The sequence below is a fragment of the Mucilaginibacter pedocola genome, assembly GCF_002013915.1.
Classification (GTDB): domain Bacteria; phylum Bacteroidota; class Bacteroidia; order Sphingobacteriales; family Sphingobacteriaceae; genus Mucilaginibacter; species Mucilaginibacter pedocola.
In genome coordinates, this window is the sequence record NZ_MBTF01000005.1 from 26,891 (window position 1) to 44,228 (window position 17,338).

The following is a 17,338-nucleotide window of genomic DNA, read 5'->3' on the forward strand; positions in this document are numbered from 1 at the left end:
ATGGAAGCAAGCGCAAATCGCTTCCAACGTACAGAATAGTAAACCAAATTGCTTGTATATTGGTTAAAAAAACAATGGCAAGCATTCCCGACACCCTAAACGCATCGCTGCAAAGCATCCTGAGCGGCGACCCATGGTATGGGCCTAATACCTACAGCATTATCGATAGCATCACTTTCGAGGATGCTTACGAAATGCCTCCCGGCGCGGTACACAGTATTGCCGGCATACTGTTGCACATGCTGGGCTGGGCGCAAGAAGTAACCCAACGTATGCAAGGGCAACCTGCAGGCGAACCTGCCGCCGGCGATTGGCCCAACCCCGGCAACCCTGACGAGGATAAGTGGCAACAACTCAAAGACAACTTTAAGCTGGCAAACGTTACGCTGCAAAGTGTAATTAATAGCCTCCCTGCCGATAAATGGGATGCCCCCACTAATGATACCCGCGACCCTGCCATGGGCACCGGCGTAACCTACCGCCAACTGATAGAAGGGCTTATTCAGCATCATATATACCACAGCGGGCAACTGGCTTTAATGAACAGGCTGCTCAGTTAGCAGTTAGCAGTTAGCAGTTAGCAGTTGCCAGTTTGCGGTGTGCAGTTAGCAGTGGACAGTTCTCAGTTTGCAGCATGCAGTTTGCATAGCCGATTTGTTTCTACCTTGCAAACTGCCAACTAAGCAAACTGCCCACTGCAAACCGCCAACTGCCTACTGAAGTTCCTCGCAGCTGAAACCTGCCATCCTGAGGATGTGTTTGATGGTTTGCGATTCGATGCGGGTGCTTTCTATGCGGAGCACGCGGTCGCAGTCTTCCAGGTCAAAAGTGTAGCGCTTTATGTCGGCAAGGGCGCTCAGCATGGGTTGCAAACGGCTCGCCTGGCTGGGCGTTGCTACACTTGTTTTAAATATCAGCACATCCATAGGTGGTGGGGTTTAGCCAAACGTCATGCTGAATTTATTTCAGCAACCCATCATACAAGTAGCCACAATGCTAACGGTTATGCATGCCGTTTACCTGCCGCGTGGGGTGCCGAAACAAGTTCGGCATGACGTTTAAGGGATTATTTATCTTTTTCTTCCTGCTCAAAATCCGCTTCCGGTTTTGGCTCTTTAAAGGGCTCTTTGAAAGCATCGCGGCCGCCCATCCAGTGTTCGCCGCGGCGGCCCCAGCTGCAACGGTCTTTCCATTGGGCTTTAAAGTTCTCGCGTTCTTCGGGGCTCATGTTACGGAAACGTTCTTCCATCATTTGCTTGCGGCGCATCCATGGCGCACCACCCGGGCCGCCTTTGCCGCCAAAACCGAAGAGTATTTTACTCAGTATAAATATGCCCATTGCCTGCCAGTAGGTTATTGCGCCAACGTGCAGTATCTCGGGTAAAAGGGCGTTCCAAAGCAGCATAACTACGTAGCTTACCAGGGCCAATATGGCAGCTATCCCGAACGGAATAAAGAATAGCTTTTTTTTATGTCGTGTGTTCATTGTTATAATCTTTACTAATAATTGTTTATCTCGACGTACAATTGCTTCAGGCGTTTGCGTAAATGTAGTACCGCGTAGCGCTTGCGCGATACCAGGGTGTTTACGTTTTCGCCGGTGCGTTTGGCAATTTCCTCAAAGGGGATATCGTCAAGCTCATGCCATACAAATACCTGCCGCTGCTGTTCGGGCAATTCATCAAGGGCTACAAAAAGCTCCTCCCAAAATATGTTTTTAATGTATTCGGTTTCGGGGGTGCGGGCTTCGGTAAGTAATAAGTCCCGCAGGTCTAAAGTATCTTCGTCGCCGTCTTCATCGTTGCCTGCCATATCATCAAGCAGGGTTTCGGTATGTTTTTTATGCTTATCGAGTATTTTGTTGCGTGCTACGCGGTAAAGCCAGGCGCTGGTTTGCTCAATGGGTTCCGTGTTTAGTACGTTGCTAAACTGGTACCACACATCCTGCAGAATGTCTTCGGCATCGGCATCATTCTTTACGCGCTTGCGGATAAAACCCAATAGGCTTTTACCATACTCCTTTATAGTGTGTATGATGTGGCTGTTTTTATCCTGGGGCATTACTACGCTTTGCAATTGTATATCTGTTTATAAAGATATAGACGACTGTGTTTTTAAAACATTTTAAACAATTTTATTTTTTTGGATGTGGGTCAGAAGGATACAGTCGGCAATACAGTCGCGTTAGCGACAAAAGCTTTGTAGAAATATTATAAGGAGCGATACTGCCCTGTAGGGGCAATGCAGCCGGCTCGACATTTGGAGTAGCGTGCGGCGTTTTGCACCTACGGCGCAAACTTTGGTTGTTGATGTATTTCTACAAAGCTGTACCCCCTAACGAGGTAAGGTAGCCAGCCAATTCGCGATGGGGTGGCTATCCCCTTAAAAAACAAAAGGGATAAGCTAATTAAAGCCCATCCCTTTAAAGCCGTGTTTCGCAACAGGGCCTGAATGTTTTGTTATGGTTTGCTTACATAAGCCGGTACGGTTGCCGGTTTTGGTTCGTCTTTCTTTTTCATGAATTTGCCGAACAAGCCTTTTGCCTTATCCCACACGCTGCTTACCGAATCTTCGCTGATGTAGTGAGATGCTTTTTGCGATAGTATACCTACCAACGTTTTCACTAAAAAGTTCGATTTTTTGAATATCGTTTTATTCAGTGTAAGCGGTAGGGCAATGCGCGATATTAGCCCCAGGAAATCCTGGCTAAAGAAGCTCTCGTTCTTCACCCCATCAACCGTTGGCGATTTTGGGAATAACGACATAGCGGTTGATAATATAGCCGTAGGGCTGGCAAACCGTGCTTTTAAAGCCACGCTTTGCTCCACCTCCAGGTTTTTAAGCCTTGCTATCTCTACCTTCAGGTCGTTTGCGTTATGTATCAGGATATCCATTGTTATTTAAATAGCTTGCGTACCAAAATATTAACAATTGGGCGCTCTATTGGTTTTTTAGCAACCATTAAAAGTACGGCAAAAAGCAGGTAAAGTACCGCTACCGAGCCAAAGCCCTTCCAGTTAGAGTGGAACACATCGCCAAGGAACAATGCCAGCGTAAAACTTGCGAAAAGAAAGGTGAGCACCAGGCTTATTATTACAATAAGTTCTACAACTATATTGGCAATAATAGAGGTGCTGCGCTCTATTACTTCTAATTTTAGAAGCCTAACGCGGGTTTCAACGTATTCCTGTACTTGCTCAACAATTGGGCGTACTTGTTCTTTCTCTTTCTGTGGTTCCATAGGTCGGTAATGTGTATGCTTAAGGGCCTAATTAAACCCGCGATGATAAACTATGCGTGCTCCAGGTCGTCCTGGTATTCTTCTTCGGCAGAACGTACTTTGCTTTTAATATTATCAACAACCGAATCTTTAAGGTTCAATAACCTATCCAACTCGTTAGATGCTGTTTCCTTTATCGAGTCGCCAAGGTTTTTTAATGAATCTGAAAGTTTATCGCGTGTTTCGGTACCTCTTTCAGGGGCAAATAAAATTCCAAGGGCTGCACCTGCTGCTAAACCTGCCAGTAGGGCCACAACTACTTTTGTGTTATCGTTCATATTGTATTAATTTTTAAGTTGAATAATTGTTTTGTTAATTATAAAATTTCTCGCTGTGATAGATTTCTATTGGTATTGGTTGCAATATATAAATAAACGCTTACAAGCGCATATTGTTACATATCCATCCCCGTTCGTATCCGCTCCAGCCTGTCGGCAGCAAGTCGGTTGGTTTCGTATATCTCCAGCAATAATAAGAAATACGATAACAATACCGGGCCAAAAACAAGCCCTAATATGCCAAAAAGAGGTATGCCGATAAACACCCCTATCACCGATATGATGGGGTGCGTATTGCCTACCCTCTTGTTGATGATAACGCGCAGGGCATTATCCACATTGCCGATAAACAGCAAGCCGTAAGCCAATAGCAATACGCCCTTCAGGTTTTGTCCGTCCGCAAAAAATATAAGGCTGGCGGGTATGCACATAGTTGGCGCACCTACCACAGGCAAAAACGACAAGAATATCCCCAGCACACCCCAAAATATAGCATCGGGTATTTCAAAAGCATAAAAGCCCATTGCCAGCAATACGCCTTGTGTAACCGCTATAATGCCTTGCCCCAGTACGTTGGAATAAGTAGCATCGCGTAGTGCTTGTGCAAACTTAAGCGCATGCTGTTCGCGGAAGGGGGCGTATTTAAGTAAGCCGCTCTCGAACTCGCGCATTTGGGTGAACATAAAATACATCAGGAAGTACATCACCAATAGCGTAAGGATGATGTTGGCAGCGCTACCTAACAGCGACGGGAACAGGTCGGCAACGTAGGCACCCAGCTTTTGCAGGGTATCTTCGGCAAAGTGAGGCTGCCCCAAATTTTTATCGGTAAAGGCATCAATCTTGGCAGTCCATTGGTCGATATGGATAGACTCTTTGTTGATGCTGGCTATTTTGCCTATCACCATAATACTCAACGACAGGAAGGGTATTACGATGACAATAAGCGATATAAAAATGATGATGAGGGCGGCTAAAGTGCTGTTAAGGCTCTTTTTCTCCACCATCCACATATAAAAAGGGCGGAAGATGGTGAACAGCACTATGGCACCCAGTATGGAACTAAATAATTCGCTAAGTGCATACAGCAAAAAACAGCCAAGCACAATTATGCTTACCAATACAATGTTGTTGCGCTGCTTATAGTTAAAGATAGACATGCCCGTGAAAAGCTTTTAGATGCTATATAAACAAAAATGGGGCGAAAAGTTTTAAGGCTGAGCGGCTTATTTATTCTTGTTCTTCTGCCTGTATCACATCCAGCAAACTATCAATTTTTTTTGCCGATTGCCGCACGCTATCGATATACAGAGCGAAATCGCCCGGGGTATCTTCCAGCTCGAAACGCAAGCCTTCTATGGCAAGCGTGATGTTGGAGAGCTGGTTTTTTATATCGTGCTTCAGCGTTGAAAGCGCCTCGGCATCGGGCGTGTTGCCGGTGCTGCCTGCCATGTTATTTCAGGTTAATGGCTTTCATTTTATTGTAAAGCGTTTTGCGGTCGATATTCAATATCTCGGCTGCCTTGGTTTTGTTGAAGTTCACTTCGCGCAGTACACGTAAAATGGTTTCGTGCTCAGCACCCAGGGCGGCGTTCTTTAGGTCGTGCTTTGGCGCTTCCGGCGCAGGTGCTTGCGCGGCTGCTGCTAACGGACCGCTGCCGCTGTAACTATTGCTGTTATTGCTTTCGTAGGCGGTTACCTTAAAGTTAGATATTTCCAGCGGAAGGGTTTTCATGCCTACCTCGGTACCTTCGGTTAACAGGGTTGCGCGGCGTACCACGTTCTTCAGCTCGCGGATGTTGCCTTGCCAGCGGTAGTTCATAAAGCATTCTACCACCTCGGGCGAAAAGGTAGTAACATTCCGGTCCAGCTCGCGGTTGGCAATTTTCAGGAAGTGCTCTGCCATCAGCATAATATCGGTACCACGATCGCGCAGGGGCGGCATGTAAATACTGAACTCGTTGAAGCGGTGGTAAAGGTCCTCGCGGAAACGCCCTTTGGCAATACCATCCTGCAGGTTCTCGTTGGTGGCTATAATAATGCGTACATCAAGGTCAATCTCCTTGGTGCTGCCAATACGTTTTACTTTACGTTCCTGTACGGTGCGCAGCAGTGCGGCTTGTATCTCGTACGACAGGTTGCCCACCTCATCCAAAAACAAGGTGCCACCGTTAGCCATCTCAAAATGCCCAATTTTGGTAGCGAATGCACCGGTGAACGAACCCTTTTCGTGCCCGAAGAACTCGCTTGCGGCAAGCTCTTTGGTGAGCGAACCACAGTCCATAGCAATAAATGGCTGGTTGGCGCGGGTGCTGTTGAGGTGGATGCTTTTAGCAACCGACTCTTTACCCGTGCCGCTTTCGCCCAATATAATTACACTGTAATTGGTGGGTGCAACCAGTTCTATCTGCCTCAAAAGCTCTTTAGAAGCGCGGCTGGTGCCTACCACAAATTCGCTTGCCATTACCTGCTTTTTAGCCTCTTTTTGCGGCTTTTCGGTAGTGGTGGTATAATCGTTCTCAGCCGCCTCGAGCAGTGCGTACTGCGTTTCGATGGCTTTATTAATGGTGTTTAATATCTCGTCGGGGTAGAGGGGTTTGGTAATGTAATCGTAAGCGCCCATCTTGATGAGCTCTACCGCCATTTTAATATCCGAGTAACCTGTGATGATGATAACGCCCGTTTTTGGGTACATCGATTTGATGTTTTTGAGCATCTCGCGCCCGTCGGTATCTTCCAGCCTGAAATCGCAAAGCACTAAATTGTACCCCTTGTTTTTAAGGCATTCCATACCGTTGCTGCCGTTCGCAGCGGTATCTACATCGAAACCGTTGCGGGTTAAGAATTTAGACAACAATAGCCCAACGTTCACTTCGTCATCAATGATGAGAATTTTCTTCATAGCAGCAATTACAGATTACAGGTATTGTATTACGATGTGGTAAGGTACAAATATTTGCTATTTTTTTTGAATTATTTAATGTGGAAGAAAAAAATTACAGTTGAGCGGATGGGGTAAAGGCTCTGTTTTTTGAGTGAACACGAATGATTTCGAATTAAAACGAATTTCACAGATCAGGGTGAGGATGGTTGATATAGCTAATTCTTATTGGTTAGCACCCACATCTTATCCGCCATCATTTGAGAAAATTCGCCTCATTCGTGTTCACTCAATTTGTGTTAACTTGTTTTAAAAACCGTAAGCCACACGAAAGCCTATGAAGCCATACTTGCTTGCGGGGGTACTTTCTTCAAACTTGCCGCTGCCCTGGTATTGCAGGGCAATATCTACAAAATTTTTATCGCCTGCGCTAAGTAGGAAACCCATTTGCGGTGAATAGATAAATGCGTTGGAATTATTGAAACCCACCCCGCTTCGGTTGAGGAGGAAGGCTACGCCGGCATCGCCTTGCAGGTAGAAGTTGGGTTCGAGGAAATAGCGTAAGCCTGCTTTTACCGGTAGCACCTGCATAGCGGTTGAACTGGCGTAAGACGGGGCATCCTGCAGTCCGTCATAGTAAACTGTTTTGCCGAAAAAGTTAAGGAAGCCAGCATTGACTAACACTTGCAAAGGCGCAGCCACTTTAAAGCCGACCTGTGCCGAAGCACCCAGCACTATTTTGTGGGTTTGCTGTAAGCCGCCTGTGAGGTAACCACCATCAATACCGATACTGAACTGTGTTTTTTGAGGGAATGTTTTCTGGGCGAAGGTTGCAAATGATAAGGCGATGAATGCCAAAAGGATGGTAAGTGTTTTCATAAGGTTTAGCGTTTATAATATATTACGGGTAAAGTACCCCTAATGCTACAGGCAAAGCTATTAGCTTTTTGTAAACTGAACGTTAAGCCTGCCAAATAAAAAGGGAAGCCTTTGCGGGGCTCCCTTTCTATTGTTTTTCAAATTGCTGTAAGTATAGGGCGATAAGCTTAGAAACCGTAAGCTAAGCGTAAGCCAACAAAATTAATTTCGCTGGCATCCTCATTCCTGCTGTATTTGGTAGTAGTTTCATGACGTATACCCACATCAACAAAGTTGCCGCTTGCGCTGAGTGGGAATTGAACGCCAAATTGTTGAGTATAAACAAAGGCCACTGAGTGATTATTGTAAAAATCAGCTTTGTTAAGTAAGAACGATGCACCGCCTTCGGCCTGAACATAGAAATTAGATGTCGGGAAAAATTTTAAGCCCGCTTTTACAGGTATTAATTTAAGATCTGGCACTTTAAAGGCCAAGTCAGGGCCGCCGACAAGACCTTTAACGCTCTCGCCAATATGATTATTGAAACCCGCATTGAGGGTAATAAACAACTGGTTTGCAACAGGGATGTCTGCTTGTATCGATCCGCCCAATGTCAATTTTCGGTAATCGCCAAAGGCAGCGATAGGAATACCTGTTTCAACGCCTATGCTATAGCGGATGGCACTTTTTGTAATAGTAGATGTTTGTGCATTCGCAGCTAACGAAATACCCGCGAATGCTAAGGATAGAGTTAGGGTCTTAAAAACGACTTTCATGATGTGAATTAATTGTGATGGTTTTTGGGTTTAGTATACGACAAAGAAAAGCATAAAAATACTCGTTTTTCCTATTGTTCGTAAGCATAATAGGCCGGCAGGGTAAACTTACCTGATGTGGCATCAATAAGAAAGGGAAGCCTTTGCGGGCTTCCCTTTCTGTTGTTTTTCAAATTGTTGTAAGTGTAGGGCGATAAGCTTAGAAACCGTATGCTAAGCGTAAGCCCAGGAAGTTTACTTTGCTGCCATCAGCACCGGCAACGCTGCTGTATTTGGTAGTAGCTTCGTAACGGATGCCAGCATCAATAAAGTTGCCACTTGCGCTAACCGGGAACTGAACACCAACTTGCGGAGCATATACGAACGCAACCGATTTATCATTAAAGAAATCAGATTTGTTCAGTAAAAATGCTGCACCGGCTTCGCCTTGTACGTAGAAGTTAGCTACCGGGAAGAATTTTAAACCCGCTTTTACAGGTATTAATTGCACGCTTGGTACTTTAACAGATGAGCTTGTGCCACCAACTAAACCGGTAAGGGTTTCGCCGAAGTGGTTGTTAAAGCCTGCGTTAACGGTTACGAATAATTGGCTTGCTACAGGGATATCTGCCTGTACCGAACCACCCAAGTTCCATTTGCGGCTATCGTTAAAGGTACCAACCGGGATGCCGGTTTCAACACCAATGCTGTAGCGGATGCCGCCATTAGTTGTAGTAGTAGCTGTGGTAGATGTTTGTGCTTTTGCAGCGAACGAAATGCCTGCGAATGCTAAGGCAAGTGTTGCGATTTTGAATACGTTTTTCATTTTGGTATGTAAATTAATTGTTGTGCTTTTTTTGGTTTAGCACGGGGCAAAGTAAAGGAGGAAATCCGTTAAGATTTTTCATCCTATTGTAAGCTTAAATTAATCGATTGATTAACAATTAATTATTTTTTGACTCGATTGGGTAAATAGTCAGGGCTGTGTAAACTTAATGTTAAATGGTTTGGTGTGGGTAATTTTTGAGTGGAGAGAATGGGAGTGTTGCGGCGAATTTAACCACAGAGGGCACGGAGGTTACGCGGAGATGCGCAGAGCCTGTCGCTTGGTTAAGTTTTTTTACTAAGGCACTAAGAAGATTTTTTTAAATCTAATAACCACCTTAGGAGCTCTCTGCGAACCTCCGTGCAACCTCTGCTAACTCCGCGGTTTAAAAAATAATCTCTATATTCCTTTAAACTCCGCTTTCCTCTTTTCCATAAAGGCACTCACTCCCTCTGTAAAATCCTGCGTGCCGAAGCAATTTGCAAATTCTTCTATCTCTATCGTATAACCGTTTACCCCATCTGTAGCGGCGGCGTTTACCGCTTTTATGGCTGCGGATAATGCTAATGGTGCGCGGGTTAGTATCTTATTTAAGAGTTCTTCGGCTTTGCTTAATAATTCCTCTTGCGGTACAACATGGTTTACCAAACCCGACTGTAGCGCCTGGGCGGCGGTTACCATATCGGCGGTCATGATCATTTCTAAGGCTTTGCCCCTGCCTACCAACTGGGTAAGGCGCTGGGTGCCGCCATAGCCGGGTATCAGCCCGAGAGTTACTTCGGGTAAGCCCATTTTGGCATTATCTGATGCGATGCGGATGTGACATGCCATCGCCAGCTCCAACCCTCCGCCAAGGGCGAAACCGTTCACTGCGGCTATTACAGGTTTGCTGCCATTGGCTATTACATCAAAAACTTGGGTTTGCGCCTGCTGGGCAATTGCCCTGCCGCCTTCTACATCTACGCCAGTAAACTCGGCAATATCGGCACCGGCTACAAAAGCTTTTGCGCCTGCGCCGGTGATGATGATACCACCAACTTCGGCATTGCTGAATGCTTCGGTAAGGGCAGCGTGCAGCTCCTGCAAGGTTTGCTTGTTGAGGGCGTTGAGCTTGCTTTCGCGATTGATGGTGATATATTGTATACGTCCGTTTGCTGTTATGAGGAGGTTTTGATAGTCCATAATGTGTGGTGTTAAAAGTTACGGTTGGCGTGTACCCAATCGGTGATGTATTTTACAATGTCCGCCGTGCTGGTGCCGGGGGGGAACAGTTCGCCAACTCCTATTTTTTTGAGTTCAGCCATGTCATCTGCCGGGATAATACCGCCGCCGGTGAGCAGCACATCGTCCATCCCTTTTTGTTTGATGAGCGCCATTACCTTGGGGAAGACCGTCATGTGCGCGCCCGAGAGTATGCTGATGCCAATGGCGTCCACATCTTCCTGCAGGGCAGTGTTCACCACCATTTCGGGTGTTTGGCGCAAGCCAGTGTATATTACTTCCATGCCGGCATCGCGCAGGGTGGTGGCTATTATGCGTGCGCCACGGTCGTGCCCATCAAGCCCAACCTTGGCAATTAATACACGTATGGGGCGGTTGAATGGGGTTTGGCTCATGGGTAAATGCCGTTTGGTTGGTGGTAAATGTAAGAAAATTGTTTTTGAAAGGGTGGAGGCATTTAAAAGCTTTGGTGCTTAAATGAAAGCATTGGCTCGCTCATTCGCCGCGAGAGGGCTGTCACTTTTTCTTGATAAAAAGTAACCAAAAATCAAGGCAGCAGGGAGGCTTCTTTGCCGCACAAGCCTTTGCCCTGCAAACCGTGCAGAACCACGGGCTGGGATAATTTGCCCCTTGCTTCGCCGCGCCAGCCCTGCGCTTCAGCAAACAATCCCTATGCCCTTGCAGCCGCACATACCCACCACGTTCTGCCCGCTTTCGCCCGAAGCTTCCCTGCTGCCGTTCTAAATACATCTTGCATCTGTGACAAAACGAAAAACAGAGAATCCTTTAATCAAGCAAATCAAGGTTCAGACATATCAGCACATTTGAAATCCTGTTAATCCTTCAATCGCTAAATCCTGTTAAAATTCCGTACTTTTGCAGCCTGTTTGATATACCATGAGCGAAGAAAGGTCACTTAATTTTATAGAGGAAATTGTTGAAGGCGATATTGCCGAAGGTAAGCACGGCGGCAGGGTTTTAACCCGTTTCCCGCCCGAGCCTAATGGGTATTTGCATATTGGGCACGCAAAGTCGATATGCCTTAACTTTGGGCTTGCCCAGCGCTACGGCGGGCAAACCAACCTGCGCTTTGATGATACTAACCCTGTAAAAGAGGACGTAGAGTATGTTGACAGCATTAAGGAAGATGTAAAATGGCTGGGCTTCGATTGGGCTGAAGAGCTTTACGCCAGCGATTATTTTGATAAACTGTACGATTTTGCCGTGGTGCTGATAAAACAAGGCTTAGCCTATGTGGACGATAGCACCGCCGAAGAGATTGCTGCACAAAAAGGTACGCCTACCGAACCGGGTACGGGTAACGAATACCGTAACCGCTCGGTAGAAGAGAACCTACAACTGTTTGCCGATATGAAAGCCGGCAAATACCCTGATGGCGCAAAAGTGCTGCGTGCCAAGCTTGACCTGGCATCGCCAAATATGCACCTGCGCGACCCTCTGATGTACCGTATTAAGCACGCGCACCACCACCGCACGGGCGATGCCTGGTGCATTTACCCGATGTATGATTTTGCACACGGGCAAAGCGACGCTATTGAAGAAATTACCCACTCGATATGCACGGTGGAGTTTATCCCCCACCGCCCGCTTTACGAATGGTTTATTGAGAAACTGGAGCTTTTCCCGAGCAAGCAGTACGAGTTTGCCCGCCTTAACCTTAACTATACGGTAATGAGCAAGCGTAAGCTGCTGCAACTGGTTACCGAAGGGCATGTGGATGGCTGGGACGACCCGCGTATGCCTACCATTAGCGGTTTGCGCCGCCGTGGTTATACGCCTGCCAGCATCCGCGAGTTTTGCGAGCGTATTGGTGTTGCCAAGCGCGAGAACATGATAGACGTTGGTTTGCTGGAGTTCTGCATACGTGAGGACCTGAACAAAACCGCATGGCGCCGTATGGCGGTGCTGGACCCGGTGAAGGTGGTAATAACCAACTATCCCGAAGGGCAAACCGAAACCTTTAGCGGCGAGAATAACCCTGAAGCAGAAGGTGGCGACGGAAGCCGCGAGTTTGGCTTCGGCAGGGAAGTGTGGATAGAGCGCGAGGACTTTATGGAAGTGCCTGCCAAGAAATATTTCCGCCTGAGCATTGGCGGTATGGTGCGCCTGAAGAACGCATACATTGTAAAAGGCGAAAGCGTGGTGAAGGATGCTGAGGGCAACATTACCGAGATACATTGTACGTACATCCCCGAATCGCAAAGCGGGAACGACACCAGCGGTATTAACGTAAAAGGTACCATCCACTGGGTGAGTGTTGAGCATGGTAAAACCGCCGAAGTGCGCCTGTACGACCGCCTCTTCCAGGTAGAGGACCCAAGCAGCGAAGACGGCGACTTTAAAGACTACATTAACCCTAACAGCTTGCAGGTATTGCATACTGCTTACATAGAACCCGATTTAGCCAACGCCAAAATTGGCACCCCGGTGCAGTTTATGCGTAAAGGCTATTTCACGCTCGATAAAAACTCTACCGACGATAAGCTGGTGTTTAACCGCACGGTTACGCTCAAGGATGGCTGGGTGAAGAAGTAGTATGCAGTGGGCAGTTTGCATAGTTTGCAGTTTTAGATAAAATAGCAGCCCGTTTGATTATTTCAGACGGGCTTTTTTTATTACGGCTATAGGCAAAAATAAGATAAGTGATGCCTATGCTATTAAAGTGCAGATTAGTGCCTTCTTAGAGATTCCTATTTTCATGGAATTGATGAGGGTTTATTAGCACTTATCCAATCCTCTAAAACTTTAAGTTTATCCGGATTAGCCACCAGCCACTTGGCGCTTTCCGGCTTAGCACTTTGGCTAATGTAACGCGCAAAAGCAGGCATGTTATCCGTAGTTGAAAGCTTTCCGAAATAACTATTTAGTATTCGGTCATCCGCAACAGCACTAAATATCGCCCCAAGTTGTGCTGCAAGCAGATCACCAGTTGAAGCATAACGCCTTAGCGCGAAAGGGGCAAGAGCTTTTTTAATTGCCGTATTTTGTTTAACCGCGTCTGCCAAAATTGCTGCCGACGGCTTATAGCCGGCTTCGGGTTTTAGCTGCCCGCCTTGTAAAATATTTTGCAGGTTGCCAAAGGCTTCGGCGCTACGGTTGCTGTTAGGTTCGAGCAATAAAAACTTGCTAAAGCCTAATATGGCATCCGCACGTTTATTTTGATGGAAAGCACTTAGGGCATACATACGCGCACTACCTGCATCGCTATCGTCTAACTTTATAGCCTGTTCAAAAGTACCTTGTGCTTTATCGTACTGTTTATTTTTAAAGTAGGCTATCCCCAAATTGTAATATATCCGCTGATTAGCGCTATCTGCCTTTATCGCATTCTGATAAGCCGATACCGCATCGGGCAATTTGTTCAGGCTTTGGTTGATGCTGCCCATGAGGCTGTAAGCAGCAGCCGTAAACTTGGCATTACTGCCTTTGGTCGCTTTATCAATATAAGGCAGCGCTTCAGTATTCTTTCCTGCCGAAAACAGGGTAAACGCCATTTGATAGTTGGCCTGTGTGTTATCGGGCTCGGTAGCTAATGCAGCTTTGTATTTGTCGGCAGCCTCGGTATATTTCTTTTGGTTGTTTAATTCGATGCCTTGTTTTATCAGATCTGTTACGCCGGTGTTATCCTGGCTATAAGCGTTAGTACAACTTGCTATCAAAAGCAAAATCGCCAACGCTTTGTAAATTACTTTCATATGTTAAAATTAACCCCATTTTAATTGTGTTGAAACATTATTTAAACTTTTATATTATACCTTCTATATATTTTCTCATTTTCGCTTTCGTTTAAAGAAGATTTATTTACCTATGAATTGTGTCCTGAAAGCTGCGTTTGCGGCTTCGTTGTTCTTTATTTCTGCCTGTTCTGATGGCGCGGGCGATAAAAAAGCGGCCGCCGCTGCTGCCGAAAAACCCTTCGACCCAACTGCCCTCCTGAAATATAACCCGAAAGATGCCGATAAAAAAGTTGACGAGTTTATGCAGCACCTGCATAAGGTTAGCGGTTTTAACGGCAATGTGCTGGTAGCCAAAAAAGGCAAAATTGTTTACGAAAATTCCTTCGGCTGGGCCAACCACCTTACGCGAGACAGCCTGAAGCTCGACTCGAAATTCGAACTGGCTTCCGTTACCAAAACCATGACGGGCACCGCCATTATGCAGCTTTGGGAACGCGGCAAACTGAAGCTTGACCAAAATGTAAAAGAGTTCTTCCCCGATTTTCCGTACGATGGTATCACCATTCGTTTGCTGCTTACGCACCGCTCGGGCATGATGAACTATGTATACTTTGTTGACGGCATTTACCGCGCCGAGCACCGCGACCAAAAGAAAGGGCTAACCAACGCAGGCGCTATGGAAATGATAGCCCAGTACAAACCCGCGCGCTACATTGCTCCCGATAAAAAATTCCACTACAACAACTCAAACTTTATGGTGCTGGGCGCCATTATAGAGAAGGTAACCGGCAAAAGCTACGCCGAGTACATGATGGAGAATATTTTTAAACCCGCCGGTATGACGCACACCGCCGTATACTCTAAAGCCGTGTATGATAAAATACCGGTGGATGTAGTTGGGCACGACCGTAACAGCTGGCGCTACTCGGTAGCACAAAACTTTTTAGATGGCCCTGTTGGCGATAAAGGTATCTACAGCACCGTGGGCGATCTCTTCATCTTCGACCAGGCGCTACGTGCAGGCAGGCTGATAAAACCCGCCACACAAGATTCGGCATACACACCTCGTAACCCTATGCTACGCGGGCACTTTAGTTATGGCTACGGCTGGCGTATATTTGAAGCGCCAAACCAGGAGGTAGTTTACCACACCGGCTGGTGGCACGGTTTCCGCCACATTTACCTGCGCGACCTGAAGAACGATGTAACCATTGTGTTGCTGGGCAACCTTGTGAACGGCAGCCTGCTGCACCTTGATGACCTGTTTAAAGCCACCGGCATGCCTGTAGTGCGCAAAGGGGCATACACGGGTAGCGGGGAAACTGAGGAGGATTGATATTTAGTGAATGGTTGATAAAGTGAGTAGAGAATAGTTGCAAAACGACAACCACTCACTACTTAACCGAATCAACCAATAACCATAAGCATTATGTTCGACAAAATAATGGAAGCCCAGCAGAAGGCTGGCGAGGTAAAAAAGAGGCTGGATGCTATAAGCGTTACCGGCACTGCCGAGGGGGGTAAAATTACTGTTCAGGCTAACGGCAATAAAGTTGTTCAGTCGGTTACTATTGACGAGGCGTTTTTGAAGGAAGCCGATAAAGAAGAACTGGAGGAGTTAATGGTTATAGCTATTAACAAAGCTTTGGAACAAGCCGAAAACGTGCATCAAGCTGAAATGGCAGCTATGGCGGGCTCTATGTTCGGCGGAATGGGTGGCTTGGGCAACCTGTTTGGCAAGTAAGTTTAATGCTTGTGTAATAAATACGGTACGCGGCAACTAAATATTTGCTGTTGCCGTTTTGTAAGCAGTACTTTTACCACAACAAAAGATCAACTTATGAAAGTTACCTATTTAGGGCAATCGACCATTGAACTGGTTGCCAATGGCAAAAAACTCCTGTTCGACCCGTTCATTACCTACAACGAACTGGCTAAAGGCATTGTAGATGTTACCAGCCTTAACCCCGACTACATCCTGGTATCGCACGGGCACGGCGACCACGTTGCCGACCTGGTGCAGGTGCAAAAACAAAGCGGTGCCAAAGTTATTTGCATAGCCGAAATTGCAGGCTGGCTGGGCAAACAGGATATTGATAACGTGCACGGCATGAACATTGGCGGCGGCTTCAACTTCGATTTCGGCCGTGTTAAAATGGTGAACGCCGTGCACAGCAGCGCCCTGCCCGATGGCAGCAACGGCGGTAACCCTGCCGGTTTTGTTATTTATTCGGAAGGCAAAAAAATATACTTCGCCGGCGATACCGCGCTTACTTACGATATGAAATTGCTGGAAGATGAGAACCTCGACTGGGCTTTCCTTCCGCTGGGCGATAACTACACCATGGGCCCGGATGATGCCATTAAAGCTGCAGCCTTTATCAACTGCAAAAACATCATCGGTATACATTACGATTCGTTCCCGGTTATCAAAATAGACAAGGAAGAAGTAAAAGAGAAATTCATCAAAGCAGGGCTGAACCTGAAACTGCCTGCTATTGGCGAGAGTTTAGACTTGTAATCTCCAAAGCTCCAATAAAACAGAAAGCGCATTTGCCCGATGGTAAATGCGCTTTCTTATTTATAAGCCCTGTCTCTTATTTCTGTGGAGCCAGTTCGCCGTACCAGTAGGATGCGGTTACACCGCCATCCATTAAAAAATCGCTGCCGGTTATAAATGCGCCATCGGCACCCATTAGCAGAGCGCCTACGTTGCCCACTTCATCGGGTGTACCTGCCCTGCCTGCGGGCGATAGGCACAGCATGCGGCGATAGCCATCGCCACGCGGGCCGCTTAGTTCGTCATTCGCCAATGGCGTTATAATAATGCCCGGGCTTATAGTATTTACCCTTGCACCACGCTTCCCCCAACGCACCGCCTCTGCCATTACACGCAGCGAATTACCCTTTTTCGATATTTGGTAGGCATTCAGCGGATCGGTTACCTTATCGGGTTGCAGCCACGGGAGTGATAGCAATTGTTCGGTAGGCGTGGTAGCCAGTTCGGCATTTTCCTCCAAGGTAAGCGGCGGTAACCTATGCCCCGATTGCGATGCAATTACCACGCCTGCGCCACCTGCGGCTATTACGTTGCCAAATTCTTCTAACACAAGGGCGGTGCCATACAGGTCCACCTTTAAAATTACCTGTGCGGGCGCCTGCGATGGCGATACCCCTGCAGCATGTATCACCCCACAAACATCGCCCAGCGAGGTAGCCAGCTCCACAAGAGCATGTACCGAGGCGCGAGAGGTTACATCTACCACTGCGGTAGTCACCATAAAGCCTGCATCGCGCAGGGTTTTAGCAGCAGCTTCGGCATTCTCCAGGCGAATATCCGCCAGTAAAACGTGCTTGCCTGCGCTTACCCGGCGCACTATGGCTTGCCCTATCGAGCCTGCGCCTATCACAACATTTACATTTGCCATCTTTAAATATCTTTTACAAATACAAATCTCCGCTATTCCTCAATACCGCCACTTATACCAAACACGGTATTGCTTACCATTATTACAGTTGCCTTTAAACACCAACGGCTCCG

The 17,338-nt window shown here is 46.9% G+C and carries 21 protein-coding genes; 5 read left to right on the forward strand and 16 right to left on the reverse strand.

Annotated features, from left to right (window positions below):
• The first annotated feature begins 74 nt into the window (after positions 1-74).
• Positions 75-560 carry a DinB family protein gene (locus tag BC343_RS08290; protein WP_078347310.1) on the forward strand — a complete coding sequence of 162 codons (486 nt, stop codon included), beginning with the start codon at positions 75-77 and terminating at the stop codon, positions 558-560.
• 153 nt (positions 561-713) lie between these two features.
• Here BC343_RS08290 and BC343_RS08295 read toward each other — a convergent pair whose 3' ends face one another.
• The 14 genes from BC343_RS08295 to BC343_RS08360 all read right to left on the reverse strand — a co-directional run bounded on the left by BC343_RS08295 (position 714) and on the right by BC343_RS08360 (position 10,494).
• Positions 714-926 carry a hypothetical protein gene (locus BC343_RS08295; RefSeq protein ID WP_078347311.1) on the reverse strand — a complete coding sequence of 71 codons (213 nt, stop codon included), beginning with the start codon at positions 924-926 and terminating at the stop codon, positions 714-716.
• A gap of 140 nt (positions 927-1,066) precedes the next feature.
• Positions 1,067-1,486 (reverse strand): hypothetical protein, encoded by a 420-nt coding sequence (locus BC343_RS08300; protein ID WP_202909750.1) that lies wholly within the window; start codon positions 1,484-1,486, stop codon positions 1,067-1,069.
• Between the two features lie 14 nt (positions 1,487-1,500).
• Positions 1,501-2,076: an RNA polymerase sigma factor gene (locus BC343_RS08305; RefSeq protein ID WP_238381729.1), complete on the reverse strand. Its 576-nt coding sequence runs from the start codon at positions 2,074-2,076 to the stop codon at positions 1,501-1,503.
• A 383-nt stretch (positions 2,077-2,459) separates the two neighbouring features.
• A complete protein-coding gene (locus tag BC343_RS08310) occupies positions 2,460-2,894 on the reverse strand; it encodes a hypothetical protein (protein WP_078347313.1) in 435 nt (144 codons plus the stop codon).
• 2 nt (positions 2,895-2,896) lie between these two features.
• Complete coding sequence (locus BC343_RS08315; RefSeq protein WP_078347314.1) at positions 2,897-3,241, reverse strand: phage holin family protein; 345 nt, start codon at positions 3,239-3,241, stop codon at positions 2,897-2,899.
• A gap of 50 nt (positions 3,242-3,291) precedes the next feature.
• Positions 3,292-3,558, reverse strand: coding sequence for a YtxH domain-containing protein (locus BC343_RS08320; RefSeq protein ID WP_078347315.1), 267 nt, complete (start codon positions 3,556-3,558; stop codon positions 3,292-3,294).
• Between the two features lie 116 nt (positions 3,559-3,674).
• Positions 3,675-4,718: an AI-2E family transporter gene (locus BC343_RS08325; RefSeq protein ID WP_078347316.1), complete on the reverse strand. Its 1,044-nt coding sequence runs from the start codon at positions 4,716-4,718 to the stop codon at positions 3,675-3,677.
• Positions 4,719-4,788: 70 nt separating this feature from the next.
• The gene (locus BC343_RS08330) at positions 4,789-5,010 is read right to left on the reverse strand and encodes a hypothetical protein (protein WP_078347317.1); all 222 of its coding nucleotides are present in this window, start codon (positions 5,008-5,010) and stop codon (positions 4,789-4,791) included.
• A 1-nt stretch (position 5,011) separates the two neighbouring features.
• Entirely contained in the window at positions 5,012-6,460 is a 1,449-nt protein-coding gene (locus tag BC343_RS08335; RefSeq protein ID WP_078347318.1) for a sigma-54-dependent transcriptional regulator, read from the reverse strand.
• A 288-nt stretch (positions 6,461-6,748) separates the two neighbouring features.
• Entirely contained in the window at positions 6,749-7,318 is a 570-nt protein-coding gene (locus BC343_RS08340; RefSeq protein WP_078347319.1) for a hypothetical protein, read from the reverse strand.
• Positions 7,319-7,485: 167 nt separating this feature from the next.
• A complete protein-coding gene (locus tag BC343_RS08345; RefSeq protein ID WP_078347320.1) occupies positions 7,486-8,073 on the reverse strand; it encodes a hypothetical protein in 588 nt (195 codons plus the stop codon).
• Positions 8,074-8,272: 199 nt separating this feature from the next.
• Positions 8,273-8,878, reverse strand: coding sequence for a hypothetical protein (locus BC343_RS08350; RefSeq protein WP_078347321.1), 606 nt, complete (start codon positions 8,876-8,878; stop codon positions 8,273-8,275).
• Positions 8,879-9,277: 399 nt separating this feature from the next.
• Positions 9,278-10,060, reverse strand: a complete 783-nt coding sequence (locus tag BC343_RS08355; protein WP_078347322.1) for an enoyl-CoA hydratase/isomerase family protein — start codon at positions 10,058-10,060, stop codon at positions 9,278-9,280.
• Positions 10,061-10,071: 11 nt separating this feature from the next.
• The gene (locus tag BC343_RS08360; protein WP_078347323.1) at positions 10,072-10,494 is read right to left on the reverse strand and encodes a cobalamin B12-binding domain-containing protein; all 423 of its coding nucleotides are present in this window, start codon (positions 10,492-10,494) and stop codon (positions 10,072-10,074) included.
• A gap of 502 nt (positions 10,495-10,996) precedes the next feature.
• Here BC343_RS08360 and BC343_RS08365 point away from each other — a divergent pair.
• Positions 10,997-12,655, forward strand: coding sequence for a glutamine--tRNA ligase/YqeY domain fusion protein (locus BC343_RS08365; RefSeq protein ID WP_078347324.1), 1,659 nt, complete (start codon positions 10,997-10,999; stop codon positions 12,653-12,655).
• A 161-nt stretch (positions 12,656-12,816) separates the two neighbouring features.
• On the opposite strand, the gene BC343_RS08370 is transcribed toward BC343_RS08365, so the two are convergent.
• Positions 12,817-13,815: a tetratricopeptide repeat protein gene (locus BC343_RS08370; protein WP_078347325.1), complete on the reverse strand. Its 999-nt coding sequence runs from the start codon at positions 13,813-13,815 to the stop codon at positions 12,817-12,819.
• Between the two features lie 112 nt (positions 13,816-13,927).
• On the opposite strand from BC343_RS08370, the gene BC343_RS08375 reads away from it, so the two are divergent.
• From BC343_RS08375 to BC343_RS08385, 3 genes are all read left to right on the forward strand, one after another.
• Positions 13,928-15,133, forward strand: coding sequence for a serine hydrolase domain-containing protein (locus BC343_RS08375; protein WP_078347326.1), 1,206 nt, complete (start codon positions 13,928-13,930; stop codon positions 15,131-15,133).
• 93 nt (positions 15,134-15,226) lie between these two features.
• A complete protein-coding gene (locus BC343_RS08380; RefSeq protein WP_078347327.1) occupies positions 15,227-15,541 on the forward strand; it encodes a YbaB/EbfC family nucleoid-associated protein in 315 nt (104 codons plus the stop codon).
• A 96-nt stretch (positions 15,542-15,637) separates the two neighbouring features.
• A complete protein-coding gene (locus BC343_RS08385; protein WP_078347328.1) occupies positions 15,638-16,318 on the forward strand; it encodes a metal-dependent hydrolase in 681 nt (226 codons plus the stop codon).
• A gap of 76 nt (positions 16,319-16,394) precedes the next feature.
• Here the strand turns inward: BC343_RS08385 and BC343_RS08390 are convergent, their stop codons facing one another.
• Positions 16,395-17,225 carry an SDR family oxidoreductase gene (locus tag BC343_RS08390; RefSeq protein ID WP_078347329.1) on the reverse strand — a complete coding sequence of 277 codons (831 nt, stop codon included), beginning with the start codon at positions 17,223-17,225 and terminating at the stop codon, positions 16,395-16,397.
• Positions 17,226-17,338 lie beyond the last annotated feature (113 nt).